Origin of the sequence: Microbacterium sp. 1S1, assembly GCF_008271365.1 — a bacterium.
Taxonomy (GTDB): Bacteria; Actinomycetota; Actinomycetes; order Actinomycetales; family Microbacteriaceae; genus Microbacterium.
This window is the reverse complement of sequence record NZ_CP043430.1, coordinates 721,695-748,136: the sequence shown is the minus strand read 5'-3', so window position 1 is coordinate 748,136 and position 26,442 is coordinate 721,695. Positions and strand designations below refer to the sequence as shown.

General features: G+C 70.2%; 29 protein-coding genes. 20 read left to right on the top strand and 9 right to left on the bottom strand.

Translation table 11 applies throughout. The annotated features are described in order from the left end of the window. The first annotated feature begins 29 nt into the window (after positions 1-29). Both FY549_RS03810 and FY549_RS03805 read left to right on the top strand, forming a co-directional pair. On the top strand, positions 30-644 hold the full coding sequence (locus tag FY549_RS03810; RefSeq protein ID WP_149083901.1) for a ClpP family protease: 615 nt from the start codon (positions 30-32) through the stop codon (positions 642-644). Beyond that, positions 641-1,243 carry a ClpP family protease gene (locus FY549_RS03805; RefSeq protein ID WP_149083900.1) on the top strand — a complete coding sequence of 201 codons (603 nt, stop codon included), beginning with the start codon at positions 641-643 and terminating at the stop codon, positions 1,241-1,243. The genes FY549_RS03810 and FY549_RS03805 overlap by 4 nt, the downstream gene beginning before the upstream one ends. Positions 1,244-1,371: 128 nt before the next feature. Here FY549_RS03805 and FY549_RS03800 read toward each other — a convergent pair whose 3' ends face one another. The 3 genes from FY549_RS03800 to ribA all read right to left on the bottom strand — a co-directional run bounded on the left by FY549_RS03800 (position 1,372) and on the right by ribA (position 2,923). Next, complete coding sequence (locus FY549_RS03800) at positions 1,372-1,722, bottom strand: helix-turn-helix domain-containing protein (RefSeq protein WP_149083899.1); 351 nt, start codon at positions 1,720-1,722, stop codon at positions 1,372-1,374. 62 nt (positions 1,723-1,784) lie between these two features. After that, positions 1,785-2,255, bottom strand: a complete 471-nt coding sequence (locus tag FY549_RS03795; RefSeq protein ID WP_149083898.1) for a MarR family winged helix-turn-helix transcriptional regulator — start codon at positions 2,253-2,255, stop codon at positions 1,785-1,787. A gap of 17 nt (positions 2,256-2,272) precedes the next feature. After that, positions 2,273-2,923: a GTP cyclohydrolase II gene (gene ribA / locus FY549_RS03790; RefSeq protein WP_149083897.1), complete on the bottom strand. Its 651-nt coding sequence runs from the start codon at positions 2,921-2,923 to the stop codon at positions 2,273-2,275. 117 nt (positions 2,924-3,040) lie between these two features. On the opposite strand from ribA, the gene FY549_RS03785 reads away from it, so the two are divergent. Further along, complete coding sequence (locus FY549_RS03785) at positions 3,041-3,880, top strand: sulfurtransferase (protein ID WP_149083896.1); 840 nt, start codon at positions 3,041-3,043, stop codon at positions 3,878-3,880. Here the strand turns inward: FY549_RS03785 and FY549_RS03780 are convergent. Continuing rightward, positions 3,868-4,794, bottom strand: coding sequence for a hypothetical protein (locus FY549_RS03780; RefSeq protein ID WP_149083895.1), 927 nt, complete (start codon positions 4,792-4,794; stop codon positions 3,868-3,870). The genes FY549_RS03785 and FY549_RS03780 overlap by 13 nt on opposite strands. A 289-nt stretch (positions 4,795-5,083) precedes the next feature. Here FY549_RS03780 and FY549_RS03775 point away from each other — a divergent pair, with 289 nt between their 5' ends. The 3 genes from FY549_RS03775 to FY549_RS03765 are packed head-to-tail and all read left to right on the top strand — an operon-like array spanning position 5,084 to position 7,567. Further along, the gene (locus FY549_RS03775; RefSeq protein ID WP_149083894.1) at positions 5,084-5,734 is read left to right on the top strand and encodes an acyl-CoA synthetase; all 651 of its coding nucleotides are present in this window, start codon (positions 5,084-5,086) and stop codon (positions 5,732-5,734) included. Then, positions 5,731-6,084, top strand: coding sequence for a hypothetical protein (locus FY549_RS03770; RefSeq protein ID WP_149083893.1), 354 nt, complete (start codon positions 5,731-5,733; stop codon positions 6,082-6,084). Before FY549_RS03775 ends, FY549_RS03770 begins: the two co-directional genes overlap by 4 nt. A 49-nt stretch (positions 6,085-6,133) precedes the next feature. Further along, entirely contained in the window at positions 6,134-7,567 is a 1,434-nt protein-coding gene (locus tag FY549_RS03765; RefSeq protein WP_149083892.1) for an MFS transporter, read from the top strand. Between the two features lie 144 nt (positions 7,568-7,711). Here the strand turns inward: FY549_RS03765 and purB are convergent, their stop codons facing one another. Both purB and FY549_RS03755 read right to left on the bottom strand, forming a co-directional pair. After that, a complete protein-coding gene (purB, locus tag FY549_RS03760) occupies positions 7,712-9,094 on the bottom strand; it encodes an adenylosuccinate lyase (RefSeq protein ID WP_149085981.1) in 1,383 nt (460 codons plus the stop codon). Then, the gene (locus FY549_RS03755; protein ID WP_187614919.1) at positions 9,091-9,630 is read right to left on the bottom strand and encodes a low molecular weight protein-tyrosine-phosphatase; all 540 of its coding nucleotides are present in this window, start codon (positions 9,628-9,630) and stop codon (positions 9,091-9,093) included. Before FY549_RS03755 ends, purB begins: the two co-directional genes overlap by 4 nt. 166 nt (positions 9,631-9,796) lie before the next feature. On the opposite strand from FY549_RS03755, the gene FY549_RS03750 reads away from it, so the two are divergent. Together FY549_RS03750 and FY549_RS03745 are read left to right on the top strand one after the other, a co-directional pair. Then, positions 9,797-10,051, top strand: a complete 255-nt coding sequence (locus FY549_RS03750) for a hypothetical protein (RefSeq protein ID WP_149083891.1) — start codon at positions 9,797-9,799, stop codon at positions 10,049-10,051. Continuing rightward, positions 10,048-11,343 carry a hypothetical protein gene (locus FY549_RS03745; protein ID WP_149083890.1) on the top strand — a complete coding sequence of 432 codons (1,296 nt, stop codon included), beginning with the start codon at positions 10,048-10,050 and terminating at the stop codon, positions 11,341-11,343. Before FY549_RS03750 ends, FY549_RS03745 begins: the two co-directional genes overlap by 4 nt. 32 nt (positions 11,344-11,375) lie before the next feature. Here the strand turns inward: FY549_RS03745 and FY549_RS03740 are convergent, their stop codons facing one another. Continuing rightward, a complete protein-coding gene (locus tag FY549_RS03740) occupies positions 11,376-11,780 on the bottom strand; it encodes a phage holin family protein (RefSeq protein WP_149083889.1) in 405 nt (134 codons plus the stop codon). Positions 11,781-11,874: 94 nt separating this feature from the next. On the opposite strand from FY549_RS03740, the gene FY549_RS03735 reads away from it, so the two are divergent. From FY549_RS03735 to FY549_RS03715, 5 genes are all read left to right on the top strand, one after another. Beyond that, positions 11,875-12,942, top strand: a complete 1,068-nt coding sequence (locus FY549_RS03735; protein WP_149083888.1) for a histidinol-phosphate transaminase — start codon at positions 11,875-11,877, stop codon at positions 12,940-12,942. A 104-nt stretch (positions 12,943-13,046) separates the two neighbouring features. Next, the gene (locus tag FY549_RS03730) at positions 13,047-14,174 is read left to right on the top strand and encodes a thiamine pyrophosphate-dependent dehydrogenase E1 component subunit alpha (RefSeq protein ID WP_149083887.1); all 1,128 of its coding nucleotides are present in this window, start codon (positions 13,047-13,049) and stop codon (positions 14,172-14,174) included. An 11-nt stretch (positions 14,175-14,185) separates the two neighbouring features. Continuing rightward, positions 14,186-15,151 carry an alpha-ketoacid dehydrogenase subunit beta gene (locus FY549_RS03725; protein ID WP_149085979.1) on the top strand — a complete coding sequence of 322 codons (966 nt, stop codon included), beginning with the start codon at positions 14,186-14,188 and terminating at the stop codon, positions 15,149-15,151. Positions 15,152-15,273: 122 nt separating this feature from the next. Continuing rightward, on the top strand, positions 15,274-16,623 hold the full coding sequence (locus tag FY549_RS03720; protein ID WP_149083886.1) for a dihydrolipoamide acetyltransferase family protein: 1,350 nt from the start codon (positions 15,274-15,276) through the stop codon (positions 16,621-16,623). Between the two features lie 54 nt (positions 16,624-16,677). Beyond that, the gene (locus tag FY549_RS03715) at positions 16,678-16,950 is read left to right on the top strand and encodes a hypothetical protein (RefSeq protein ID WP_149083885.1); all 273 of its coding nucleotides are present in this window, start codon (positions 16,678-16,680) and stop codon (positions 16,948-16,950) included. A gap of 31 nt (positions 16,951-16,981) precedes the next feature. Here FY549_RS03715 and FY549_RS03710 read toward each other — a convergent pair whose 3' ends face one another. Together FY549_RS03710 and FY549_RS03705 are read right to left on the bottom strand one after the other, a co-directional pair. Then, complete coding sequence (locus tag FY549_RS03710) at positions 16,982-17,326, bottom strand: hypothetical protein (RefSeq protein WP_149083884.1); 345 nt, start codon at positions 17,324-17,326, stop codon at positions 16,982-16,984. 129 nt (positions 17,327-17,455) lie between these two features. Next, positions 17,456-18,676 carry an ROK family protein gene (locus tag FY549_RS03705; RefSeq protein ID WP_149083883.1) on the bottom strand — a complete coding sequence of 407 codons (1,221 nt, stop codon included), beginning with the start codon at positions 18,674-18,676 and terminating at the stop codon, positions 17,456-17,458. Between the two features lie 96 nt (positions 18,677-18,772). Between FY549_RS03705 and FY549_RS03700 the strand changes: the two genes are divergently transcribed. The 7 genes from FY549_RS03700 to FY549_RS03670 are packed head-to-tail and all read left to right on the top strand — an operon-like array spanning position 18,773 to position 26,417. Further along, entirely contained in the window at positions 18,773-20,101 is a 1,329-nt protein-coding gene (locus FY549_RS03700; protein ID WP_187614918.1) for an ABC transporter substrate-binding protein, read from the top strand. Beyond that, positions 20,098-21,030, top strand: coding sequence for a carbohydrate ABC transporter permease (locus tag FY549_RS03695; protein ID WP_149083882.1), 933 nt, complete (start codon positions 20,098-20,100; stop codon positions 21,028-21,030). The genes FY549_RS03700 and FY549_RS03695 overlap by 4 nt, the downstream gene beginning before the upstream one ends. After that, entirely contained in the window at positions 21,030-21,908 is an 879-nt protein-coding gene (locus FY549_RS03690; protein ID WP_149083881.1) for a carbohydrate ABC transporter permease, read from the top strand. The genes FY549_RS03695 and FY549_RS03690 overlap by 1 nt, the downstream gene beginning before the upstream one ends. A gap of 37 nt (positions 21,909-21,945) precedes the next feature. Beyond that, positions 21,946-23,637 carry a glycoside hydrolase family 13 protein gene (locus tag FY549_RS03685; RefSeq protein ID WP_149083880.1) on the top strand — a complete coding sequence of 564 codons (1,692 nt, stop codon included), beginning with the start codon at positions 21,946-21,948 and terminating at the stop codon, positions 23,635-23,637. A gap of 58 nt (positions 23,638-23,695) precedes the next feature. Beyond that, complete coding sequence (locus FY549_RS03680; protein WP_149083879.1) at positions 23,696-24,706, top strand: metal ABC transporter substrate-binding protein; 1,011 nt, start codon at positions 23,696-23,698, stop codon at positions 24,704-24,706. After that, positions 24,703-25,548 carry a metal ABC transporter ATP-binding protein gene (locus tag FY549_RS03675; protein WP_200838857.1) on the top strand — a complete coding sequence of 282 codons (846 nt, stop codon included), beginning with the start codon at positions 24,703-24,705 and terminating at the stop codon, positions 25,546-25,548. The genes FY549_RS03680 and FY549_RS03675 overlap by 4 nt, the downstream gene beginning before the upstream one ends. Further along, positions 25,545-26,417: a metal ABC transporter permease gene (locus tag FY549_RS03670; protein ID WP_187614917.1), complete on the top strand. Its 873-nt coding sequence runs from the start codon at positions 25,545-25,547 to the stop codon at positions 26,415-26,417. Before FY549_RS03675 ends, FY549_RS03670 begins: the two co-directional genes overlap by 4 nt. Positions 26,418-26,442: the final 25 nt, after the last annotated feature.

Below are 26,442 nucleotides of genomic sequence, written 5' to 3'. Positions count from 1 at the left end.
GGCCGCAGCCCGAGCCGGATGCTGGGGTCATGAGCGAAGACAACAACCTCCCGCAGTTCGGGCCCGAGGCCAGGCGCGCCCTCTTCCACGACAGGGTGCTCGTCCTGGACGGCGCCCTCGACGACGACAACGGCACGCTGCTCATGACGCAGCTCCTCACCCTCTCGGCGGAAGACCCGGCGGCCGACATCGCCCTCTGGATCCACTCTCCCGGCGGCTCCGTGCCGTCGATGCTCGCCATCCGCGACCTCATGCGGATCATCCCGAACGACGTCTCCACCCTCGCCCTCGGCCTCGCCTGCAGCGCGGGGCAGTTCCTGCTCTCCGCGGGGACGAAGGGCAAGCGCCGGGCGCTGCCGCACGCCCGCATCCTCATGCATCAGGGGTCTGCGGGCATCGGCGGGTCCGCGGTGGAGATCGAGGCGCAGGCCGACGACCTCCGCCACATGCGCGACACCGTCCTCGGGCTCATCGCCGACGACACGGGGCAGCCGATCGCGCGGATCTTCGAGGACTCCCTGCACGACCGCTGGTACACCGCCGCGCAGGCGCAGGCGTACGGATTCGTCGACGAGATCGTGCAGTCGTCCGCGGAGATTCTGCCTCGCCGGCGGGCGCGGGTCGGACTGGGGGTGGACGCATGAGCAGCTACACGATCCCGAACGTCATCGCGCAGCACCCGCGGGGCGAGCGTGTCATGGACGTCTATTCACATCTGCTCGCGGAACGCGTCATCTACCTCGGCACCGGCATCGACGCGGGAGTCGCCAACGCACTCATCGCGCAGCTCCTGCACCTCGACGCGGACAGCCCCGAGACCGGTGTCCAGTTCTACATCAACAGCGAGGGCGGGGACCCGGGTGCCGCGCTGGCGATCTACGACACCATGCAGCACATCCGGCCGCGGATCGCGACGACGTGCGTGGGCCAGGCCATCGGTCCGGCGGCGCTGCTCGTCGCGGCGGGGGCACCGGGGGAGCGAGCGGCCCTCGCCCACGCGCGCATCGTGCTGCACCAGCCGGCCGGTCAATCGCGCGGCGCCATCCCCGACCTCATCCTCGCGGCCGACGAGGTCGTGCGGGTGCGCTCCGACATGGAGACGATCCTGGCCCGGCACAGCGGCCGCTCCCTCGCGGAGCTCCGCCTCGACACCGACCGGGACCGGGTCTTCACGGCCGCCGGTGCCCTCGACTACGGCCTCATCGACACCGTGCTCGGTCCCCGCGCCCCGGACGCACGATGAGGTGACGGGTGCACGATGGATTCCCGGTATCCGTCGTGCACCCGTGCTCCGGTCGTGCAGGTGAAACGGGACGGCGCGGGGACGGGACGGGACGTGGGACGGGGGACGGGGACGGGGACGGGGACGGGTCAGGCGGCGAGGGCGAAGGTGCCGCGGGCGGCGGACACCGCGGCCGTCGCGGGAGCGGCCTGACGCAGCCCGTCGGCCACGGCGCTCGTGAGCTCGATGAGGCTCGAGTCCAACGCGCCCGCGATCGCGGCGATCATCTCGCTCGACGGTTCCTTCCGACCGCGCTCGACCTCGGAGAGGTACTGCGGCGAGACGCCGGCCTTCTCCGCGGTCTCGGTGAGGGTCTCGCCGCGGTCATGGCGCAGCCGCCGCAGCTGGTCGCCGAGCAGCTCGCGCCACAGCGGTTCAGGGCCGTTCGACGGCGGGCGGACGGGACGCGGGGCGCGGGGGAACGGGACGATGTCGGCCATGCCTCACGATAAGCCGACCCCTGCGGAGGGATCGAGACGTTCTGCTCAGAGCAGAACGTGCGTCAGAGTGCGGCCGTGACGCCGGGGAGCAGCGCCCCCAGGATGTCCTGCAGCCGCTGTCGATCCTCCGCGGACAGCGGGTCGAGGATGAGGTCACGGATCTGGGCCACGTGGACCGGCGCCGCGGCACGGAGCATCTCCCAGCCCGCAGGGGTCAGTGCCGCGGAGAGGGTCCGCTTGTCGGTGCTGCACGACGTCCGCTCCACCCAGCCGCGCTCCTCCAAGGAATCCAGCGCGTGGCTCAGGCGCGACCTGCTCAGTCCGGCGATGCGCGCGAGCTCGGTCATCGTGACCGCTTCCTCGCCCTGCCCGGCGAGGGTCACGAGGATCGCGTACCGCGCGTGGTTCAAGCCCACCTCGTCCTTCAACGCCCGATCGAGGACCTGGGGCAGGAGCTGCACGAACCGGATGATCGGCAGCCAGGTCGCCAGCTCGTCGTCGTCGAGCCGCCGCGGGTGCCGCGTCCCGCTCATGTCGTCCTCCCTCGATGTCACGCCGCGGTCAGGTCGATCGTGTGAGCCGTGTGGTCGCGCTTCGCCTGGAGGTAGCGCGTGTTCGCCTCGGACAGGTGCACCTCGGTGCGGACGCGCTCCGCGACGCGGACGCCGAGGGCGTCGAGCTGGGCGGCCTTGTCCGGGTTGTTGCTGAGCAGACGGATGCTGTCCACGCCCATGGCCCGCAGCATCTGCGCGGCGACCGTGTAGTCCCGTTCGTCCTCGCCGTGGCCGAGTGCGACGTTCGCCTCGTACGTGTCGAGGCCCGCGTCCTGCAGCGCGTAGGCGTCGAGCTTGGCGTAGAGGCCGATGCCGCGACCCTCCTGGCGCAGGTAGAGGAGGAAGCCGCCCTCGTCGGCGATGCGCTCGACGGCCTCCCGCAGCTGCGGCCCGCAGTCGCAGCGCTCCGAGCCGAAGACGTCGCCCGTGAGGCACTCGCTGTGAGGACGGACGAGGGGAGCGTCGCCGCCGTCCGCCCCGCGGGCCAACGCGCCCTGCCAGTCGCCGAGGCCGAGCAGGAGGTGCTCGCGTCCGTCCACGAGACCGTCGAACGTCACCACGTCGGCCGTCGTCGCGAACCCGTCCGCGAAGCGCAGGGGCACGCGCACACGGGTGCGCTCGGCGGCGACCGTTGAAGTTTCAATCATGTGAGGAGGAAACGCCGGAGCTGCGTCTCTATTCCCGTGCGTTCTCGGCACCCCGGAGACGTGTCCGTCCGTGACGGGTGCCGACACCGGTCGCCGAAGGCTCGGTAGCCTCGCACCATGAGTCACTTCCTCAGCGCGACCGACCTCCACGACCTCATCGACGAAGGGGCTGCGATCCGGATCATCGACGTGCGTTGGCGTCTCGATCGACCCGAAGCCGGTCACAGCGACTACCTCTCGGGCCACATCCCCGGCGCGGTGTTCGCTTCGCTGGATCAGGAACTCTCCACGCCGGGGGCTCCGACGGAGGGACGTCATCCGCTCCCGTCCAGGGAGACGCTGGAGGCGGCGGCGCGGCGCTGGGGCGTCCGCCAGGGAGACGCGGTGGTCGCGTACGACGACACGCGGGGGCTCGCGGCGGCTCGCGCCTGGTGGCTGCTTCGTCAGGCGGGGGTCGACGTCCGGGTGCTCGACGGGGGCCTGCGCGCGTGGACAGCGGCCGGATACGACCTGACGACCGACGACGTCGTGCCGGAGATGGGGGATGTCGAGCTCTCCACCCCGGGGCAGGAGGCGCTCTCGATCGACGAGGCGGCGACGTTCCCGGCGCGCGGCGTCCTGCTCGACGTGCGCGCCCCGGAGCGCTACCGCGGCGAGAGCGAGCCCCTCGACCCGGTCGCCGGACACATCCCCGGAGCCCGCAACCTTCCGACACTGCGACACCTCGATGAGCACGGCCGACTCCGCGACCGGGACAGCGTGCTCGCGACGCTCGCCGAAGCCGGGATCGCCGAGGACACGCCGGTCGCGGCCTACTGCGGATCCGGCATCACGGCGGCGCACACCGCACTGGTCCTGCACGAGGTCGGGATCCCCGCGAAGGTCTACCCCGGCTCCTGGAGCCAGTGGTCGAACACCCCGGGGCGGCCGGTCGCGACGGGCGATCAGCCGGGCTGACCGCCGTCACGAGGGCCGTAACCCCAGCGCAGCCCGAGTGCTCCCGGCCCGAATGCCCGGCGGACCTGGTGCACCGACGTGCCGCGCGGCGAGGGAAGCCGCGTGATCGTGGTGCCCGCGGCGGTTTCGACCAGCTCCTCGCACCAGTCCGGCACCGCGTCAGGGTGGAAGCGGGTCCACACCAGCAGCTCGCGTGCCTGTCGGGAGACGGCGTGACCGGTCTCCCGATCGGACGCGTGGCCAGGCCCGTACTGCACCGACCACTCGACCACGGCGGTGTCCGGTGCTTCGAGTGGCACGTCCAGCTCGAAGAGGGCGCCGTGCGCCTCGCCGTTCGGGTGGGAGTACCGGGCCGTGATCCGCCCGCCGGCCACGGCGGTCAGGAGCGGTGGCGGGCCGGGGACCCCGGGGGTGAGGTCGAGCACGGGGATGGCGGTGATGACCCCGCTCGTCGCCTGCACGATGCTGCGGGTGAGGCAGGAGGACACCTCGCCGTCGGCATCCACATCCGTGACGGAGTGGACGGTGAGCTCTCGCGACGGTTCGGGGTACGTGGCGCCGAGGGCGGCATACACCTCGCGCACAGCGCGCTCCATGTCGACCTGCTCCAGCGGGAACCCCTGGGGGCCCAGCGGTCCGGTGCGGTTCGGGCGGAGCAGTCGGCTCAACGTCCCGGGGTCCAGGCACAGCAGGTCTTCGATGTCGGCGAGGGCGGCGAGCGACTGGGCGCCCTCGGGTCGCCGAGCCCCGGACCGCCAGTAGCTCAGCGTCGCCATCGAGACCCGGTTGCCCCGGTCTCGGAGTTGGCGCTGCAACCACGACAGCGTGACCGGTTTGGCATTGATCGCATCGCGTAGTGCCGACGCGAACGCGTCCGGTGTCGCCGCTCTCTTCTCGCCGTCCCCAAAACCCATCACAGCCCCCGCCCGGTATGTGAAGAACACACCTCTACAGTGAGCATAAGACCGCACGCGCGCACCGCAGGGGACGGGTGGGCAAGTGGGTCACGAGGCTGCGATATCGCGGGAAGGGTGCCCGAACCCGCGACAGCGGCCCGACGCAGTGATGCCCCCCTTGCTGCGTATGTCGTGAAGCCCGGCAATCGATCTGGGGAGATCAGCCGGGCTTCACGGGCATCCACGGGCGCTCCCGGTTCGCGCCCCCGCGTAGACTGGTCGGGAAACCCCGGAGGATCTGGCCGTCATGTCTGCCCCTGCTCGCGCGTTCACTCTGCGCCACGTGCAACTGCTGCGCGCGCTGTTCGCCGCCGTCGCCGCCCTGATGATCACCTTCTCGTCGGACCACTCCGCGCCGATCGGGCTGGCCGTGTTCAGCGGCTTCGCACTGGTCACCGCGCTCGTCCACGTGCTCGCCGCGTGGCTCGTGCTCCCCGCCGGGTCGCGCTGGCCGGCGATCCTCCTGGCCGTCGTGAGCGTGATCGCCGGGATGGCCAGCGGTGTTCCCGCCTGGCGCACGGACGACATGTTCTTCATCGTCCTCGTCGCGTGGGGGCTGCTCAGCGGCGGCATCGAGCTGCTCGCCGGCATCCGTGCCCGCCGTGCCGGGGGCACCCTCGCGACAGACGCCATCACCGTCGGGGCACTGGGAGTGCTGCTGGCCATCGTCCTGCTGCTGATCCCGTCGGGATTCGTGCAGGAGTACACGATCGACAAGGCGGGCACGTTCGAACTGTCGGGCATCATCCTCGGCGTCGGGATGTTCGGAGGGTACGCGGCCATCGTCGCCGTGTTCCTGGGCATCGCCGGCCTCACCCCGAAGCGCGCGGACGCCGATGACGTCGCTGCCGCCCCCGAGAACGACGCGGCTCCTGTGGAGCACGGAGGAGAGCGATGAGCGACGACAAGCCCACCCGACGGGACATCCTGCGACCCCTCCACCTCCTCGGGATCGCCCTGGGGTGCGGCGTGTTCGCCATGGTGGTCACCCTCGTCTCCACCGGCGCCTTCACCCTGCGCGTGAACACGGCCATCGCGAACGGCACCTATGAAGGCCTCACCCCGGTGGCTCTGAGCCTCGTCGTCGGTGGCGGCGCGTTCATCGCGACGCTCCTGATCCTCGCGATGCTGATGCTCGCGGTCGATCCGGCAGACGTCACGAAGACCGTCGACCGTCCCGTGCTCTACGACGCCGAGGACGACGGCGACGGCCGGCCCGAGGAGCCGGGGAGCCCCGCGTCGTCCTGACTCGGGCGAGGAGCGGAATATCGGCGGGACCGATCCGCTTGTCCCTGAGGTGACTGCCTCCGTCGATCGCGCCTCCATCGGACTCCGATCGGAACGGGGACCCATCCTCGGCGCGCTCATGCTCGCCACCGGCCTCATCGCGATCGACGCCACCATCCTGGCGACGGCGGTGCCCAGCATCGTCCGGGATCTCGGCAGCTACCAGCAGTTTCCCTGGCTCTTCTCGGTCTACCTGCTCGCGCAGGCGGTGAGCGTCCCGATCTACTCGCGGTTCGCGGACACCGTGGGCCGGAAGCCGATCATCCTCCTGGGCATCGCGCTCTTCCTGCTCGGGTCCATCCTGTGTGGGTTCGCCTGGAGCATGCCCGCGCTCATCGCCTTCCGTGTCATCCAGGGGCTCGGCGCCGGTGCGGTCGCGCCGATGTCGATGACGATCGTCGGGGACATCTACACGGTCGCAGAACGCGCGAAGGTACAGGGGTACGTCGCCAGCGTCTGGGCGATCTCGTCCGTCGTCGGGCCGGCGCTCGGCGGCATCTTCGCCCAGCTCGACGCATGGCGGTGGATCTTCTGGATCAACATCCCGCTGTGCCTCGTCGCCGGGTGGATGCTGCTGCGGACCTATCGGGAGGAGAAGCAGACGCAGCGGCACAGCATCGACTACGGCGGAGCCGTGCTGCTCACCATCGGGCTCACCGCGCTCATCCTCGGGATGCTCGAGGGCGGCAACGCGTGGGCATGGCTGTCCCTGCCGAGCGCCCTCTGCTTCGGGATCGGGATCGTCGCGTTGGTCGCCTTCGGGTTCGTCGAGCGCCGCGTCGCGGAGCCGATCGTCGATCTGCGCCTCGTGACGCGTCGGCTCATCCTCACGACGACCATCGTGTCGCTCGGCATCGGGGCGCTCATGCTCGGCGTGACGAGCTTCGCCCCGGCCTACCTCGAGGGCTCCATCGGCATCGCTCCGCTGCTCTCCGGTCTCGCGGTCGCTGCACTCACGCTCGGCTGGCCTTTGGCGGCGGCGAACGCCGGGCGCCTGTACCTGCGCATCGGCTTCCGCCGCACGACGCTGATCGGCATGAGCATCACGACGCTCGCCGCGATCGCTCTCGCGGCGGTCGCCCCGTGGCCGAATCCGTTCGTGGTCGCCGGCGTCGCGTTCCTGCTCGGCTTCGGGCTCGGGTGGAGCGCAGCGCCGACCCTGATCGCGGCGCAGGCCTCGGTCGGCTGGGGTGAGCGCGGAGCGGTGACCGGGATGAACGCGTTCGCGCGCTCCGCGGGAAGCGCCGTGGGTGTCGCCGTGTTCGGCGCCATCTCCAACACGGTCATCGCGCAGGGCGCCGGGCCCGACGACCCCGGCACGATCATCCACGCGTCGGTCTGGGTGTTCGTCGCGGTCGCCGTGACCGCCGTGCTCACCCTGACCGCGGCCGCGTTCATGCCGAAGGACAGGGTCGAGGAACACTCGGGAGAGTCGCGCTCCTAGCGTTGCCGCCGGGAGGGCGTTCACAACTCAGGAGAACGGTGGGCGCCTCGGCCGCGGCCGTACGCGATCACCGCGGTTGCTGTTCCGCACTCACGGAACCTCCTGAGCTGCGAACGCGCAGCGCGGGGGCACCGTCGGTGCGGCTCAGCGGGCCAGGCGCTCCGCCAGCCCGGTGTAGGTCGCGGGGGTGAGGGCGAGGAGTCGCTGCTTGGCCGCGTCCCCGATCTCCAGGCCCTCGACGAACGACGCCAGGTCGGCGGCACCCACCCGGTGTCCGCGGGTGAGGTCCTTCAACAGCGCATACGGGTCCTGGATGCTCGACCGGCCGGCGACGACCTCGGCGCGGATCACCGTCTGGATCGCCTCTGCCAGCACCTCCCAGTTCACGTCGAGGTCGGCGAGCAGGACGTCGCGCGACAGCGAGATCGCGTTCAGGCCGCGGCGCAGGTTGTCGAGGGCGAGCAGCGAGTGCCCGAACGCGACGCCGATGTTGCGCTGCGTGGTGGAGTCGGTGAGGTCGCGCTGCAGCCGGCTCGTCACCAGCGTCTGGCCGAGGGAGGCGAGCAGGGCACCGGAGATCTCGAGGTTGGCTTCGGCGTTCTCGAACCGGATCGGGTTGATCTTGTGCGGCATGGTCGACGAGCCGGTGGCGCCGGCGACCGGGATCTGCGCGAAGTAGCCGAGCGAGATGTAGGTCCAGACGTCGGTGGCGAGGTTGTGCAGGATGCCACCGGCATGGCGCACGCGGTCGTAGAGCTCCACCTGCCAGTCGTGCGACTCGATCTGCGTGGTCAGCGGGTTGAACCCGAGTCCGAGACCCTCGATGTACTCGCGGGCGATGGTCGGCCAGTCGGCGTCGGGGTCGGCCGCGAGATGGGCGGACCAGGTGCCCGTCGCGCCGGAGAACTTCGCGAGGTAGTCGGAACCGGCGATCTGCGCGCGGACCCGCTCCAGGCGCCAGGCGAAGACGGCGAGTTCCTTGCCCATGGTCGAAGGCGTCGCGGGCTGGCCGTGGGTGCGGGAGAGCATCGCGGCGTCGGCGTGCTCGACCGCGAGTTCGCGTAGCTTCGCGATCACGGTGTCGAGGGCCGGGAGCCAGACCTCCTCGACCGCGCGCTTGACGGTCAGGGCGTAGGACGCGGAGTTGATGTCCTCGCTCGTGCAGGCGAAGTGGGTGAGCTCGGCGATGTGGTCGAGGCCGAGCGCCGACAGCCTGTCCCGCACGAGATACTCGACGGCCTTCACGTCGTGCTGCGTGACGGCTTCCTTCTCCGCGAGCCAGTCGATCTCCGCCTGCCCGAAGTCGCGGTAGAGCGCGCGCAGACGGTCCTTGTCGGCCTCGCCCAGCGGGGACGTCTCGAACAGCGAGCGGTCCGTGAGGGCGATGAGCCACTCGACCTCCACCTCGACCCGGGCGCGGTTGAGCCCGGCCTCGGAGAGGAAGTCGGCGAGCCCGGTCACGGCGGTGCGGTAGCGGCCGTCGAGGGGGCTCAGGGGCTGCGGCGGGAGTGAAGGCTGGAAAGTCAGGGGAGTCCTCCTGATGAGGCCCCGAAGGTTCGGGGCGGGCGGGGCAGGCGCAGGGCCGGTTCGAGCTGGCGGAACAAGCCGCGAGTCGCCGTCTCGATCATACCGAGCACGGAATCGAACATCTCCGGGCCCGCGTAGTAGGGGTCGGGGACGTCCTGCGTCGAGGCGTCCGGGTCGAACGCGAGCAGGAGGGTCACCTTGCCGTCTTCGTCCTCGTCCCTCGCCCACTCGCGGAGGATCCGTTCGTGCGTGCGGTCGAGGGCCACGACGAGGTCGTTCTCGGCGAAGGTCGCGGCGGTGAACTGCCGCGCGCGGTGCTGCGAACCGTCGTAGCCGCGGCGGGCGAGCGAGTCGATGGTGCGGTGGTCGGCGCGTTCCCCGAGATGCCAATCACCGGTGCCGGCGCTCCGCGACACGATCCGGGACCCGAGCCCCTGGCGGTCGGCGAGGTCCCGGAAGACGACCTCGGCCATGGGGGAGCGGCAGATGTTGCCCGTGCAGACGAAGATCACGCGGAAGGGATCTCGGGCTGTCACGGATCCATTCTGCCGGTCGATGCCGATCCTGCCCAGCGGACATCGGATGAGAGCGGGGCGTTCGGGCTTCCCGCACCGGTGGGGAGATCGATCGGCTGTCCACCGGCTGCGTCCGCCCGAGCTGTCGGCGGCACCATCGCGGAGCGGTCGCGAGAGGCTGGAGCCCATGTCGACCTTCGCGCTCGCGCCCCTCTCGTCCCGCGTCGATCCCGTTCTCCGCGCCGGGGTCCTGGCCGAGCTGGATGCCGCCCTCGCAGGGCTGGACGACGCGGCCTCGGTGCTGGCGGCCGTTCGGGAGCAATCCGGCTGGCAGTCCGAGGGGGCGGACGCGCTGCGGCTCGCCCTTCGACGGCTGGAGGATGACACCACGCTCGCCCGGGCAATGCTGCAGGAGTGTCGCGAGCACGCGGAGGACGCGTGAGCGGCCTCAGCGTCGACCACGGCGGGGCGGTCGCGGTGGACACCGCACAGCTGCGCGACCTCGCGGCGCGGGTGCGGGGCGTTCTTCCGGTGCTCACGGAGGCGGAAGAGGCGGTTGGACGCGCCGCAGCCCTGCTCTCCTCGGCCTGCTGGACCGATCTGTATCCCGCGGCATGGTCTCTGCGATCGGTCGCGACCGCGCTGGCCGCGCTGACGGACAGCGTCGAGAGGAGTGCCGCCGACGTGCTCCTGACGGCCGAGACGTACGAGGTGGTCGAGCTGCGAGCGGAGGCGGAGGCGCTTTCGCACACGGATGCGGCTGCCGCAGCCGCCGTGGAGGCGCGACTGGGGCGTCTCCTCGCCGCCGACGAGCGCCTGGCTCCGCTCGCCGATGCCCTGGAGCGGCAGGCGAAGGGCCGCCGCTTCCGCGGTCTGGTCGATCAGTTCGACCCCGGCGGCCTCCTCGCGCCGCTGTTCGCGAGCGGTGCCGTCGTCGGGATGACCTCGGGGCTCGGCCGGGTGGAGCCCGGGATGACGCTCGGGGGGCCGGCGGACCGGGTGGGTGTCGCGGTCGCCGCGACGGCCCGTCCGGACGGAGCGCCGAGCGGGCTGGCGGCCGCGTTCCGGAGGATGCCCGCCGCAACCGGAGCCCAGGTCGCGGTCGAGAAGTACACCATGCCCGGCGGGGCGGCGCGATACGTCGCGTACCTGAGCGGGAGTCGGTCGATGTCGCTGCGGGAGGCCGGGGGCTCCGAGCCCTGGGACATGAAGTCCAACGTCGAGCTCTACGCCGGGGGAAGGTCCGCGTCGTATCAGGCGACTCTCGACGCGGTGCGTGCGTCCGGCGCGAGACCGGGCGATCGCGTGGATGTCGTCGCCCATTCGCAGGGCGGGATGATCGCGGCGCACCTCGCGATGGAGAGCGAATTCGCGGTGACGACCCAGATGACGGCCGGAAGTCCCGTCGAGCCGACCCTCCGCGCCGATCAGACCCTGGTGCAGCTCCGACACACCGACGACGTGGTCTCCGCGCTCGCCGCGGGCGGCTCAGCGGAGGGGGCGGGGTCTCCGGACAGCTTCACGGCGAGCCGGGTGGGCGACCCGGATGACGGACCTCAGGATCTCGACCTGAGAACCCACGCGTTGGAGAACTACATCGAGACTGCGGCGACGGTGGATGCGTCCTCCGATCCTCGGGCCGTGGCGCTGGACGCCTATTGGCGAGAGCTCGACCGCGCCGTCGCCGTGGAGCGCACCGAGTACCGCGCCGAGCGCGTGGTGCCGGTCCCGTGACCGCGGTGCTCCCTCAGTCGGTGAGGAAGGTGTCAGTCGCGGCGGGAGCGCTTGCTCTGCGGCCGCAGGACGAAGCCGAAGATGCCGTTGATGATCGAGATGATCAACGCCGCGAGCACGCCCCACCAGAAGGAGCCGACGGAGAGACCCCAGCCGAAGCCGCTGGTGATCCACGCGGTCAGCCAGAGCAGGAAGCCGTTGATGACGAAGCCGATGAGGCCGAACGTGATGATGTACAGCGGGAAGGCCACGATCTTCACGACGGTCCCGATGATGGTGTTCACCAGCGCGAAGATGGCTCCGACGGCGAGGAGCGTCAGCACCACTTGCAGCGTCTCGCCCGGAGGGAAGGCGCGCACCGTGACCTGGAGCACGGGGATGAGCGTGACGACCCAGATGGCGAACGCATTGACGACGACCCGGATGATGAAGCGCATGATGCGTTCAGTCTCCCATGCGGGGCCTCCGGTGTCAGCAGCGGTGGATGCTCCAGCACCGGAGAGCGCACGAGTCACGTCCTAGACTCGACGCGTGACCGAGCCGACCCTGCCCCGCATCCGTCCCGCCATCGCCTCCCTCGCGCCGTACCGCCAGGGCAAGCAGGCGGGTCCCGAGGCCTTCAAGCTCTCCAGCAACGAGAACCCGTTCGATCCGCTGCCGTCGGTCCTCGAGGCGCTGCAGCAGACGACGCCGATCAACCGGTATCCGGATGCCACGGCCGCCCGCCTCCGTGCCCGACTCGGGTCCCGCTACGGGGTCGAGCCCGAGCAGGTCCACGTCGCCTCGGGCAGTGTCGCGATCCTGCACCAGCTCGTGCTCGCCACCGCGTCCGTCGGCGACGAGGTGGTCTACGCCTGGCGGTCGTTCGAGGCGTACCCGAGCCTGCCGCTCGTGGCGGGGGCGACCGGGGTGCCGGTGCCGCTGACCCCCGACTCCCGACACGACCTCGACGCGATGGCCGACGCCGTGACCGACCGTACGCGCGCCGTCATCGTCTGCACCCCGAACAACCCGACCGGTCCCATCGTCACCTCCGCCGAGTTCGCGGCGTTCGTGGATCGCGTGCCGTCCGATGTGCTCATCATCCTCGACGAGGCCTACGCGGAGTTCGTCACCGCCCCCGACGCCGTCGACGGGCTCGCCGAGCGCGTCTTCGAGGCGCACCCGAACGTCGTGGTCCTCCGCACGTTCTCCAAGGCGTACGGTCTCGCGGGCCTTCGGGTCGGCTACGCGATCGGCCAGGAGAAGGTGCTCGACGCGGCTCGGACGACGGGTATCCCGTTGTCGGTCACGTCCGCAGCGGAGAACGCCGCCATCGCCAGTCTCGACGCGGAGTCCGAGCTCCTGGAACGGGTCGCGGTGATCATCGAGCGGCGCGGGCGTCTCGTCGAAGGGCTTCGTGCCCAGGGCTGGGACGTGCCGGACGCGCAGGGCAACTTCGTGTGGCTGCCGACCGGGGCGCGCACGGATGAGGTCGCGGCGGCCCTCGTCGACGCGGACCTGATCGTCCGTCCGTTCCCGGGCGACGGCATCCGGATCTCGGTCGGCGAGGAGGAGGCCATCGCCCGCGTGCTGGAGGTCGCCTCGGCCCTCCGCTGAGCGGCGCGAGACCCGCTCAGCCGCGGAATCTCGGGGTTCCGGCGAGATACGAGGGCGTCCTAGGTATACGCGCCCCGGCATGCCGACGTGGGTACCGTGGGGCCGTGAGCACCTCTGAGATCCCCCTCGTGCGCGTTCTGGACGAGACCGGAAAGGTCACCCCGAGCCCCGCTGCCGAGCAGTACCTACCGCTCATCGAGTCGATCCCCGACGCCGAGCTCGCGCAGTTCTACCGCGACATGGTGGGCATCCGCGCGATCGACACCCAGGCCACCAACCTGCAGCGGCAGGGGCAGCTGGCCCTGTGGCCGCCGAGCCGTGGACAGGAGGCGGCCCAGGTCGGCTCCGGCCGTGCCGCTCGCGCGCAGGACACGATCTTCCCCTCCTACCGCGAGCACGCCGTCACGCGGATCCGCGGTGTCGATCCCCTCGACATCATCAAGCTCATGCGGGGCGTCTCCCACGGCGGCTGGGACCCGACCGACCCGAAGAACGGCAACACCCGGCTGTACACGCTCGTGCTCGGCTCCCAGGCCCTGCACGCTGCCGGATACGCGATGGGTCTCACGTTCGACGGCCGCACCGGAACGGGGGACGCCGACCGGGACGAGGCCGTGGTCGTCTATTACGGCGACGGTGCCTCCAGCCAGGGTGACGTGCACGAGGCGATGGTCTTCGCGGCGAGCTACCAGGCACCGACGCTGTTCTTCCTGCAGAACAACCACTGGGCGATCTCGGTCCCGGTCACCACGCAGTCGCGGGTGCCGCTCGTGCAGCGCAGTGCCGGCTACGGTATCCCCAGCGTCCGTGTGGACGGCAACGACGTCCTCGCCAGCTACGCCGTGTCCCGGGTGTCCCTCGATGAGGCGCGCGGCGGCGGCGGTCCTCGCGCCATCGAGGCCGTGACCTACCGGCTCGGTGCACACACGACGAGCGACGACCCCACGAAGTACCGCGGCAACGACGAGGAGCTCGCGTGGGCCGGGCGCGACCCGATCGTCCGCATGCGTGCGTTCCTCGAGAACCGTGGTGCCGACGGCGGCTTCTTCGCCGAGGTGGACGCCGAGGCCGCGGATGCCGCGGAGGATCTGCGCGCGCGTACCGTGCAGCTCGGTCCGCCTCGCCCTGAGCTCATGTTCGACCACGTGTACAGCGAGCCGCATCCGCTGATCGAGGAGCAGAAAGCCTGGCGGGCCCGCTACGAGGCGTCGTTCGAAGGAGAAGGCCAGTGACCCTGGAGACCATGCCGCTCGGCAAGGCGCTGAACGCCGGCCTGCGCAAGGCGATGGAGGACGACCCGAAGGTCCTGCTCATGGGCGAGGACATCGGCAAGCTCGGCGGTGTCTTCCGCATTACCGAGCACCTGCAACGCGACTTCGGCGAGCGGCGGGTGCTGGACACCCCGCTGGCCGAGTCGGGTCTCGTCGGCACCGCGATCGGTCTCGCAATGGCGGGGTTCCGTCCCGTCGTCGAGATCCAGTTCGACGGGTTCGTCTTCCCGGCGTTCGACCAGATCACCACCCAGCTCGCGAAGCTCACCAACCGGCACGAGGGCTCGCTCCGGCTGCCCGTCGTGATCCGCATCCCGTACGGCGGCCACATCGGCGCGGTCGAGCACCACCAGGAGAGCCCGGAGGCGTACTTCACGCACACCCCCGGCCTGCGCGTAGTGTCGCCCTCGACCGCGAACGACGCGTACTGGATGATCCAGGAGGCCATCGCCTCGGACGACCCGGTGATCTTCCTGGAGCCGAAGAGCCGGTACTGGCCGAAGGGAGAGGTCGAGCTCGACGCCCCCGCCGTGCCGCTGCACTCCTCGCGAGTGGTGCGGACCGGGACCGACGTGACACTCGTCGGGCACGGCGCGATGGTCACGACGCTGCTGCAGGCCGCGGCGCTCGCCGAGGCCGAGGGGATGAGCTGCGAGGTCGTCGACGTGCGGTCGCTGTCGCCGGTCGACTACGAGCCGATCCTGAGGTCGGTGCGCAAGACCGGGCGCATGGTCTACGCACAGGAAGCGCAGGGCTTCACGAGCCTCGGCAGCGAGATCGCAGCGACCGTGATGGAGCGCGCGTTCTACGCTCTGGAGGCCCCGGTGCTGCGCGTCTCCGGCTACGACGCCCCGTTCCCGCCCGCCAAGCTCGAAGGCGCCTACCTGCCGGACGCCGACCGCATCCTGGAAGCCGTCGACCGCTCCCTGGCCTACTGACACCGCCGTTCCATGTTCACAACTCAGGAGAATCGCCCACTTCACCCGTCCAGCGCGGGCGCAGGGGCGGGCTCCGATTCGAGTCTCCTGAGTTATGAACGCGGCCCACGAAAGGACTCCGCATGAGCACGCAGAACTTCCCCCTTCCGGACGTCGGCGAGGGGCTGACCGAGGCCGAGATCGTCACGTGGAAGGTGGCACCGGGCGACCGGGTCGCCATCAACGACGTGATCTGTGAGATCGAGACGGCGAAGTCCCTGGTCGAGCTGCCCTCGCCGCATGCCGGCGTCGTGGGGGAGTTGCTCGTCGACGAGGGGGCGACGGTCGAGGTCGGCACGCCGATCATCACCTTCGTCACGGACGTCAGGGACGACGCGGGGCCTGGTGTCGTCGCGACCGCGGAGGCTCCCGCGCCCGAGGAGGGCGGGGGCTCGGTCCTCGTCGGCTACGGTTCCGGCGGCGGGGCGACCTCCCGGAGGAAGCGGCCGGCCGAGCGTCCCGTGCGCTCCTCGGTCGGCGTGATCGCGAAGCCGCCGATCCGGAAGCTCGCCCGCGACCTGGGGGTCGACCTCACGAGCGTGACGCCCACCGGTGCCGACGGCGAGGTCACGCGCGACGACGTCATGAAGCACGCGTCGCAGGCCAGCGTCTTCCGGAACATCGAGACCCCCGAATGGGGCACCGTGCGGGAGGAGACCGTGCCGGCTCCGCAGGCACCGTCCGGGCTGGCCCGCGGCCTCGCTCCGGTTCGTCCCTCCGCGGCGGGCGACGACCGCACCGAGTCCATCCCGGTGAAGGGCGTGCGCAAGGCGACGTCGTCGGCGATGGTGCAGAGTGCCTACTCCGCGCCGCACGTGACGGTGTGGAAGGAGATCGACGCGACCCGCACGATGGAGCTCGTCAAGCGCCTCAAGGCTTCGCCCGACTACGCCGACATCAAGGTGTCGCCGCTGCTCATCATGGCCCGTGCGGTGATCTGGGCGGTCCGTCGCACCCCCATGGTCAACGCGGCCTGGATCGACACGGAGGCCGGGGCTGAGATCGCCGTGCGCCACTACGTGAACCTCGGCATCGCCGCCGCGACGCCCCGAGGCCTGCTGGTGCCGAACATCAAGGACGCGCAGGACCTCAGCATGAAGGACCTGGCCCGGGCCCTGAACCGTCTCACCCTCACGGCGCGCGAGGGGAAGACCCCGCCGGCCGACCAGCAGGGCGGCACCATCACCATCACGAACATCGGGGTGTTCGGGATGGATGCGGGCACCCCGATCATCAACCCGGGCGAGGCGGGCATCGTCGCCATGGGAACGATCAGCCAGAAGCCGTGGGTCGTCGACGGCGAGGTGCGTCCGCGCTGGGTGACCACGGTCGCCGGCTCGTTCGACCACCGCGTGATCGACGGCGACGGCATGAGCCGCTTCATCGCCGATGTCGCCTCGATCCTCGAGGAGCCGGCACTCCTCGTCGACTGATCGCCGAGGAAGGCTACCCTTCACCCCACCTCATGCACGCGCATAAGATGGGGGATGAGTCGGGGCAGTCTGGGGACGATGCGGGCGCACTTCGAGATCGACGGTCATGACTTCGTCGTGTCGGCGGAGCACGACGTCATCGACCTCATGCATCGCATCGAGGCAGCGGCGCGCTCTGAACCCACCTTCGTCGACATCGCGACCACCTCGCGACTCGTCAGCGTTCTGATCACGGCGAGCTCTCGCGTCGTGGTCTCCATGGAACGGGTGAACGACTCCGGGGACGCCGAAAGCGACACGGCCGCCTTCTTCGACTGGGACATGTAACCGCCCTCAGCCGTGGCGGACCGCTCCGACCTCAGAGGGCGCCGGCAGGCACGGGAGAGGAATCCAGCTCCCCCGGACCGTCGATGACCTCGTCGACGAGGGTGATTCCGCTCGACGAGCTGGCCTCGATCATCAGGGTCTGGATCCACTTCGCATTGAGCTGAGGTGTCTCCGCCTCGTCGAAGACGAAACGGAGCGGGATCGACGGGTGCAGCCAGATCGTCGAACGACCGGACGCGTCCCCCTCTGGGTGCCTCCAGGAGAGCGTGAAGCTCTCGTTGCGGCGGAGCTTGGTCGAGATGGCGACCTTGAGATGTGCGAGTGCACGGTCTTCGATGTGGATCTCGCTCCCACCGCCGTACTGGATTGTTCCCATGAGTCGAACATACCCGACCGGGGTGGGGATGATGGACGGCGTCCAGCACCTGCGAGTGACAGGCAAACGCGCCGCGACAGGCAGCCAGGGGCAGTGCCGCCTGATGTCGCGTGTCGGCCTGTGTCGGCGTCAGACGGTGGCCGAGAGGCGCTGCTCCGCGAGGCGGGGGACGGCGCGCTCTCGTGCCGCTTTCCGGGCGGTCGCGACCGCGCCGGCCGACACGACCTCCGCGCCGAGCGTCGAGGCGATGATCTCGGGTGCCGGGAGGTGCAACTCCTCGGGAAGGATCCGGCGGGCGGCGGCCAGCACGGGTTCGATGCTCTCGGCGACGGCCCCGCAGACGATGACGCGCGCAGGGTCGTACATGCTGCCGAGCACGCCGACTACGCGGGCGAGAGTGGCTCCCACCCGCTCCGTCACCCGGAGGGCGTCGGGGTCTCCGGAAGAGGCGAGCGTCAGCACCAGCCGGGGGTCGACGGGCCCGTCCGCCACGAGCCGACCGAGGGTCCCCTCCGAGGGTGCGTCCCCGTCCTCGACGGCGCCCCTGGCCTGCTCCTCCAGCGCGTATCGGAGGCCCACCGCCGAGCCGACGCCGACGATGTGGTCGAACACCACGCCCTCGCCGACACCACCGTGCGCTCCGTGCAGCACGTGTCCGTCGACGACGACGCCTCCGCCGAACCGCTCGCCGGCGAGCAGCGCCACGTAGTCGCGGCAGCCGATGGCGCCCCCGAGCGCGCCCTCGGCGATGGCCGCGAGCTGCGCGTCGTTCTTGACCTGGACGACGGGAGCCCAGTCGCGCAGCGCGTCCGCGAGGCCGGGGTTCGTGCGCTCCCAGAAGCCGTCGGGGTGAGGGGGAGAGATGCCGTCGCGGTTCACGGGGGCGGCGACGCCGGCGCACACCGCGAGCACGCGCTCGGGCGACACCCCGGCCTCGTCCCTGGCGGCGGCGAGGTGCCGCAGGATCGTCGCCCGACGATCGTCCGCGGTCTGGGCGGGGTCGAGGTCGACCCGGTGGTGGACGAGCGTGCGGTCGAGCAGATCGGCGACCGTCACCGCCAGGTGGGTGTCTCCGGCGTCGAGGCCGATGACCACACCGAGGTCGACCGCGAGGGCGAAGCGGCGCGCGGGACGCCCCGAGCGATAGTCGCCGGCCGCCCTGGCATTGGGGAGCTCACGCAGGACCTCGGCGCCGAGGAGCGTCTCGATCGCGTCGATCGCCGTCGAGCGGGTCAGCGACGTCGCGGTCATCGCGTCCGTCGCGGTGAACTCGCCCGCCGTCCAGGCGAAGTCGAGCACGGCGCCCACGCTGGCGCGCCCGGTGCCGAGCCCCGTCGAGACATCTGCCACGCCGCTTGCCTTCCTGTCGTCCGAATGAGAGAGTACATCTCGTGCGAGTAGATTCGCTCATTAGATTTAGTCATTCGATCTAAGGTCCGGAGGACGATGGTGTCTGAAACACGATCACGGGCGGTGCGCTGGACCGCCGGAGCGGTCGGCCTCGTGCTGACCGGCGCTGCGCTCACGAGCTGCGCCGCGGGCGGGGGAGCGGAGACGATCCGCTTCACGTTCAGCAAACGCGAGGCGATCCCCTTCATGACGGAGCTCGTCGCGGAGTACAACGCCTCGCAGGACGACGTGCGGGTGGAGATCGACACGTCCGGTGTCGACGTCGTCTCCGCGAGCTTCGTCCGCGGCAACCCGCCCGACATCATGCTCGCCAACTACAACTACGAGGTCGCCCGGTTCGTGCAGCGCTGCGCCCTCACCGACCTCTCCGACACCGACGCTGCCGCCGGGATCCGCGAGGACCTGCAGCCGCTCATGGACCAGTACGGCTCGTGCGAGGGGCGCACGAGCGCACTGCCTTACTCCGTCATGGCCGCGTCCGTCATCTACAACAAGCAGATCTTCGACGAGCAGGGTCTGGAGGTGCCGCAGACGTGGGACGAGCTCATCGCCGTCAGTGACACCCTCCGCGAGGCCGGCATCGACCCGTTCTACGGCACCTTCAAGGACGACTGGACCGTGGGGCAGGGGTGGTACGACTACGCGGTCGGCGGCTCGCTCGACGTGTTGGCGTTCTTCGATGCGCTCGCCGCCGAGGGCACCGAGGTGGGACCGGACTCGGAGGTCTCCTTCGAGAAGGACTTCGCGGAGCCGATGGACAAGATGATCCAGCTCGCGAACGAGTACACGAACGAGGACGCCGCGAGCCGCGCGTACGGAGACGGGAACCTCGCTTTCGCGAAGGGGGAGGCCGCGATGTACCTCCAGGGTCCGTGGGCGTTCAGCGAGATCGCCAAGACCGACCCCGACCTCGATCTCGGCACCTTCCCGCTGCCGATGACCGATGACCCGGACGACCTGGCCGTCCGGGTCAACATGGACCTCGCGGTCATGATCCCGGAGGAGTCCCAGCATCAGGAGGCCGCGCGCGACTTCCTGGAGTACCTCTACCTCCCCGAGAACATCGAGGAGTACAACGCCTCACAGCTCGGGTTCACCCCGACGACCGACGCGGCTCCGCCGGACGACCCGCGCGTCGAGGGCATGATCGAGTACTACGACGAGGGCCGGATCTATCAGGGGCCCTCGGTGCTCGTGCCGAAGACCCTGCCGATCTTCAACTACGCGCAGGCCATGGTCCTCGGTGCCGCGCCGTCATCCATCCTCCGCACCATGGACGCGGACTGGGCTCGCATCGCCTTCCGCGCCCCCATCCCGAGCTCCGAGGATTCCGCGTCGGCCGAGACGGAGGAGTCCGCGTCATGAGCACCACGACGACCACCGACACCAGCACCACCGCGATCGTCACCGGCCAGCAGCGGAAGATCCGCCGCCACACCCATCGCGTCGAGCCGATCTACTACCTGTTCCTGCTCCCGACCCTGGTGATCTTCACGCTCGCGATCACGGTCCCCGGCGTCGTCGGCATCTTCTTCAGCTTCACCGACTCGATCGGCATCGGAGAGTGGAGCTTCAACGGGCTCACGAACTACATCGCGCTGTTCAGCGACCCGGCGATCCTGCAGAGCTACCTCTTCACCTTCGGGTTCTCGATCGCGACCGTGATCGTGGTGAACGTCATCGCGTTCCTGCTCGCAGTCGGGCTCACCTCCCGGATCCGGTTCAAGACCGGGCTGCGGACCATCTTCGTGATCCCGATGGTCATCTCGGGCATCATCATCGCCTACGTCTTCAACTTCCTCTTCTCGAACTCGATCCCCGCCGCGGGGGCCGCCACGGGCATCCCGTGGCTGGAGACGAGCCTGCTCGCGAACCCCGATCTCGCCTGGGTCGCGATCGTCATCGTCACCGCATGGCAGGCGGTCCCCGGCACCCTCCTCATCTACATCGCCGGGCTCCTGTCGGTGCCGGGCGAGGTCTACGAGGCGGCGAGCATCGACGGCGCCAGTCGTGCCCAGCAGCTCACCCGGATCACCATCCCCCTCGTCGCCGGGTACGTCGTGATCAACGTGATCCTCGGCTTCAAGGGCTTCCTCAACGCCTACGACATCATCGTCGGTCTCACCAACGGCGGCCCTGGCACCGCCACCCGCAGCGTTGCGATGACGATCATCGCGGGCTTCAACGGCGGCGACTACGCCTACCAGATGGCCAATGCCACGATCTTCTTCATCGTGGCCGTGCTCATCTCCGTCCTCCAGCTCTCGCTGACCCGCGGAAGGAACACGTTCTGATGTCGACGGAGACCCTCACCACCATCCCCGCGGACGGACGCCGGACGCGGCAGAAGATGGAGCGCGTCAACTGGTCGGGCACCATCATCCTCATCCTGTGCACGGCGACGATCCTCATCCCGCTGTACGTGACGATCTCGATGGCGTTCAAGACCACCGGGCAGGCGGTCGACGGCAACGCGTTCTCGCTGCCGGCCCCCTTCAGCATCGACGGGTTCGTGCAGGCGTGGACGCTGACGAAGTTCCCGGTCGGCGCCGCGATCTCGCTGCTCGTCACGGCGGGAACCGTGATCGCGACGATCGTCCTCGCGGCCTTCGCGTCGTACGCGATCGTGCGCAACTGGGACCGCCGGCTGTTCCGGTACTCGTTCTTCTACCTGCTCGCGGCGATGTTCATCCCGTTCCCCGTCGTCGCACTCCCGCAGATCCAGCTCACCGGACGCGTCGGCCTCGACAACCCGTTCGGCGTCATCATCCTCGCGACGATGTTCCAGCTCAGCTTCAGCGTCCTGCTGTTCACCGCGTTCCTGCGGTCGATCCCGATCGAGCTGGAGGAGAGCGCGCGGATCGACGGGGCGACGACCTGGCAGACGTTCTGGCGACTGATCTTCCCGCTGCTCGCGCCGATGAGCGCCACCGTGGGGATCTTCGCGTTCCTCTACGCCTGGAACGACTTCATGATGCCGTCGCTCATCATCTCGGACCCGGCGCTGCAGACGCTCCCGGTGCGGCAGAACCTCTTCCAGAACCAGTTCAGCAACAACTACAACGTCGCCTTCGCCTCGTACCTGATGGCCATGGCGCCCGCGATCGTCGCCTACCTCTTCACTCAGCGCTGGGTGATGGAGGGCGTCACGCAGGGTGCCGTCAAGGGCTGACCCGACCCCCGCAAGAGACAAGGAGAGCCTCTTCCTCATGACCGATTCGCTGCTCACCCCGACCCGCGAAGACGACAAGACCGCGACCTGGTGGCGTCAGGCCGCCGTGTACCAGATCTATCCGCGCAGCTTCGCCGACGCCGATGGAGACGGACTGGGCGACATCCCCGGCATCGTGTCCCGCGCCGACTACCTCGCCGAGCTCGGCATCGATGCGGTCTGGCTGAGCCCGTTCTACCCGTCCGAACTTGCCGACGGCGGCTACGACGTGGCGGACTACCGGAACGTCGACCCCCGGCTCGGCACCCTCGACGACTTCGACGCCATGGTCGAGGCGCTGCATGCGCGGGGCATCCGCGTGGTCGTCGACATCGTCCCGAACCACACCTCCGACCGGCACGCGTGGTTCCAGGAGGCGCTGGCGGCCGGCCGCGGCTCCGCCGCCAGGGAGCGCTACATCTTCCGCGAGGGCACCGGTCCCGGCGGCACCGAGCCGCCCACCGACTGGGTCTCGGTCTTCGGCGGCAGCGCCTGGGAGCGCGTTGCGGACGGCCAGTGGTACCTGCACAACTTCGCCGTCGAGCAGCCCGACCTGAACTGGGACCACCCGGAGGTGCGCGAGGACTTCCTCACGACGCTCCGCTTCTGGTCGGACCGCGGCGTGGACGGATTCCGCATCGATGTGGCGCACATGCTGACGAAGGACCTCACTGAGCCGCTGCCGTCGCGCGCCGAGCTCGACGCGATGGACCGCACCTCCGGCACACACCCGATGATCGACCGCGACGACGTGCACGAGATCTACGCGCAGTGGCGCGCGGTCTTCAACGAATACGACCCGCCGCGCACCGCCGTCGCCGAGGCGTGGGTGGAGACCCCGGAACGCCGCGCGACGTACGCTTCCGCGGAAGGGCTCGGGCAGGCCTTCAACTTCGATCTGCTCGTGGCAGACTTCGACGCGGCGGACTTCCAGCGCATCATCGCCGACAACCTCGCTCAGGCGCAGGCGGCCGGGTCCTCGACGACCTGGGTGCTGTCGAACCACGATGTGACCAGGCACGCCACCCGCTACGGCCTGCCGCCCCTGCGCGGTCGCGCGGTCAAGCAGGGCACGGAGTGGGTGCGTGCGGGTGGCCCCGAGGAGGGAATCGACCGCGAGGGTGGTCTCCGTCGGGCCCACGCGGCGACCCTCCTGCTGCTCGGGCTCCCCGGCAGCGCCTACCTCTATCAGGGCGAGGAGCTCGGCCTGCACGAGGTCGCGGAGATCGCCCCCGAGCAGCGTCAGGACCCGGGGTTCTTCCGCGGGGCGGACTTCGACGGCCTCGGTCGCGACGGTTGCCGTGTGCCCCTGCCGTGGACGGCGTCCGGGAGTTCGTACGGTTTCGGCGCCGCCGGGGCGCATCTGCCGCAGCCCGCCTGGTTCGCGCAGCATGCCGTTGAGGTGGAGGACGCCGACCCGGCCTCCACCCTCAACCTCTACCGCGAGGCACTGCGCCTGCGGCGGCTGCTGCAGACCGGCGAAACCCTGGAGTGGGTCGACACCGGTCGGGAGGACGTCCTGCGGTTCCGCCGTCCGAACGGCTGGGAGGTCGTGACGAACTTCGGCACGGCACCGTTCGACCTGGGACGCGCTGCAGAGGACGCCGTGCTGTCGACGGTGCCGCTCGACGGGTCCGAGCTTCCCGGCGAGGCCACGGCGTGGATCGCCCCCGGGCCGCTCGGGAGTTGAGCCGCGAAGGGCGAGGGCCGGTTTGATAATGGTTCTCATTAGCGTTTAGAGTGGGATCATGAAGAAGCCCGCCCTCGCCCTCACGCTCGCCTCCGTCGCCGCCCTCTCCCTGGCCGGCTGCTCGAGCGCCCCGGGCGCGGCGGACGACGGAACGGTGACGGTCGTCGCGAGCACCAACGTCTACGGTGACCTCGCCGCCCGGATCGGCGGCGACCGGGTCGAGGTCACCTCGATCATCGACTCCGCGTCGCAGGATCCGCACTCCTACGAGGCGAGCGCCCGCGACCGCCTCACGCTGCAGAAGGCCGACCTCGTGGTGGAAAACGGCGGTGGGTACGACGCGTTCGTCGACAGCCTCCTTCAGGACGCGCAGGATCCGCACGTCGTCACCGCCGTGGAGTTCTCGCACGATTACCCCGGCAACGACGGCCATGAGGACGACGAAGGCCACGATCACGCCGACGACGCAGCCGCGACGGAGGAGCCGCACGACCACGGACACGCCGAGGGCGAGGACGAGCATGCCGGACACGACCACATCGAGGGCTTCAACGAGCACGTCTGGTTCGACCCGCACACGATGATCCACGTCGTCGAGGCCATCGCCGACGAGCTCGCCGAGATCGACCCGGACGGCGCCGACACCTTCGGCACGAACGCGGACGAGCTCGTCGCGGAACTCGAGGGCTTCGAGGGCGACCTGGAGGCGATCAAGGCGGACGCCGCCGGTGCGACCGTGCTCATGACCGAGCCGCTGCCGGGCTACCTCGCCACTGCCGCCGGGCTCACCGATGTCACGCCGGAGGGCTTCGCCGAGTCGGTGGAAGAGGGCAGCGACGTCGCCCCGGCCGTCCTGCTCGAGGCGCTCCGGGTCGTCGCGTCCGGCGAGGTGACCGCCGTGCTCACCAACGCCCAGACCGGCGGCGCCGAGACCGAGCGCGTCGAGAAGGCTGCCGAGGACGCCGGGGTGCCCGTGGTCGCCTTCACGGAGCTGCTCGAGGACGGATCGTCGTACTCTGAGTGGATGAGTGACGCGATCCAGAGCCTCGCCGCCGCCGTCCGGTCGTGAGCGGAGCCCGTTCACAGGCTCAGCGACCGACGAGCGGGACCGGCCCGGTCCTCGAGATCGCGGACGGCGCCCTGCAGCGCGGCGAGCGCGAGCTCTGGTCGGGTCTCGACCTCACGGTCCAGCCCGGCGAGTTCATCGCCGTACTCGGGCCGTCGGGTTCCGGGAAGACGACGCTCCTTCGCAGCATCCTCGGACTCCAGCCGCTGTCCCGCGGCAGCATCCGCGTGGCCGGCGAGCCCGTGCACCGCGGCAACGCCCGCATCGGGTACATCCCGCAGCAGCGGTCGCTCGCTCCCGACACGAGCATGCGAGCCCGTGACCTCGTGGCGCTCGGTGTGCAGGGCAGCCGCTTCGGCTTCCCCATCCCGCATCGCGGCGACCGGGTCAAGGTCGACGCGCTGCTGGCCGCGGTCGGGGCGACCTCGTACGCGGACCGCCGGGTGGGGCTGCTCTCGGGTGGGGAGCAGCAGCGCCTCCGCGTCGGGCAGGCCCTGGCCGACAACCCCTCGCTGCTGCTGTGCGACGAGCCGCTGTCGAACCTCGACCTGGCGAACCAGGTGGCCGTCACCGACATCATCGACCGGCAGCGGCGCGAGCGCGGTGCCGCCGTGCTCTTCGTCACGCACGACGTCAACCCGATCCTGAACCGTGTCGACCGGATCCTCTACATCGCCGGGGGCAGGTTCCTCCTCGGGACCCCGGAGGAGGTGCTGCAGACCCGGGTGCTGACGGATCTCTACGGCACCCCGGTGTTCGTGCTCCGTGCTGGTGACCGGCTCGTCGTGGTCGGCGTCCCCGACGCGGAGCCGCACCACGACCACGAGCACGGGGGCGCCGCATGACCGTCGCGTCCGCCCTCGTCCCCACGGTCGGCTGGGACGACATCTTCTCCTTCCAGGACTACGGCGAGCTCGTCGCCCTGCTCTCGAACTCGATCATCGCGGGCGCCGTGCTCGGCCTCGTCGGCGGTCTCATCGGGGTGTTCGTCATGCAGCGCGACCTCGCCTTTGCGGTGCACGGGGTGAGCGAGCTGTCGTTCGCGGGTGCGGCGGCGGCGCTGCTGTTCGGCGGCAGCGTCGTGCTGGGCTCGCTCGGGGGAGCCCTCGTGGCGGCGGTCCTCATCGGGGTGCTCGGCGCCAAAGCCCGCGACCGCAACTCGATCGTGGGTGTGCTCATGCCGTTCGGCCTCGGCCTCGGCATCCTGTTCCTGTCCCTGTACGACGGCCGCAGCGCCAACCGTTTCAGTCTGCTGACGGGGCAGATCGTGTCGGTGTCGAGTCCCGACCTCGGCTGGCTCGTCGGCATCAGCATCGTGGTGCTGCTCGGCCTGCTCGTGATGTGGAACCCGCTTCGGTTCGACTCGCTCGATCCGGAGTCGGCGGCCGCCCGCGGGGTGCCCACCCGGACCGTGAGCCTGCTGTTCATGGTGCTGCTGGGACTCATCGTCGCGGTGAGCGTGCACATCATCGGCGCCCTGCTCGTGATGGCGCTGCTGGTCACCCCGGCCGCCGCAGCCATGCGGGTCACGGCGGGACCCGTCGCGGTGCCGTTGCTGGCGGCGCTGTTCGGGTTCGTCTCGGCCGTCGGCGGCATCCTGCTCGCGCTCGCCGGAACCCTGCCGGTGAGCCCGTACATCACCACCCTGTCCTTCACGATCTATGTCGTGTGCTGGGTCGTGCAGCGGCTCCGCTCCCGTGTGACCCGTGTCTGACGCCGCTCCGAAGGCGGCGGGGGCT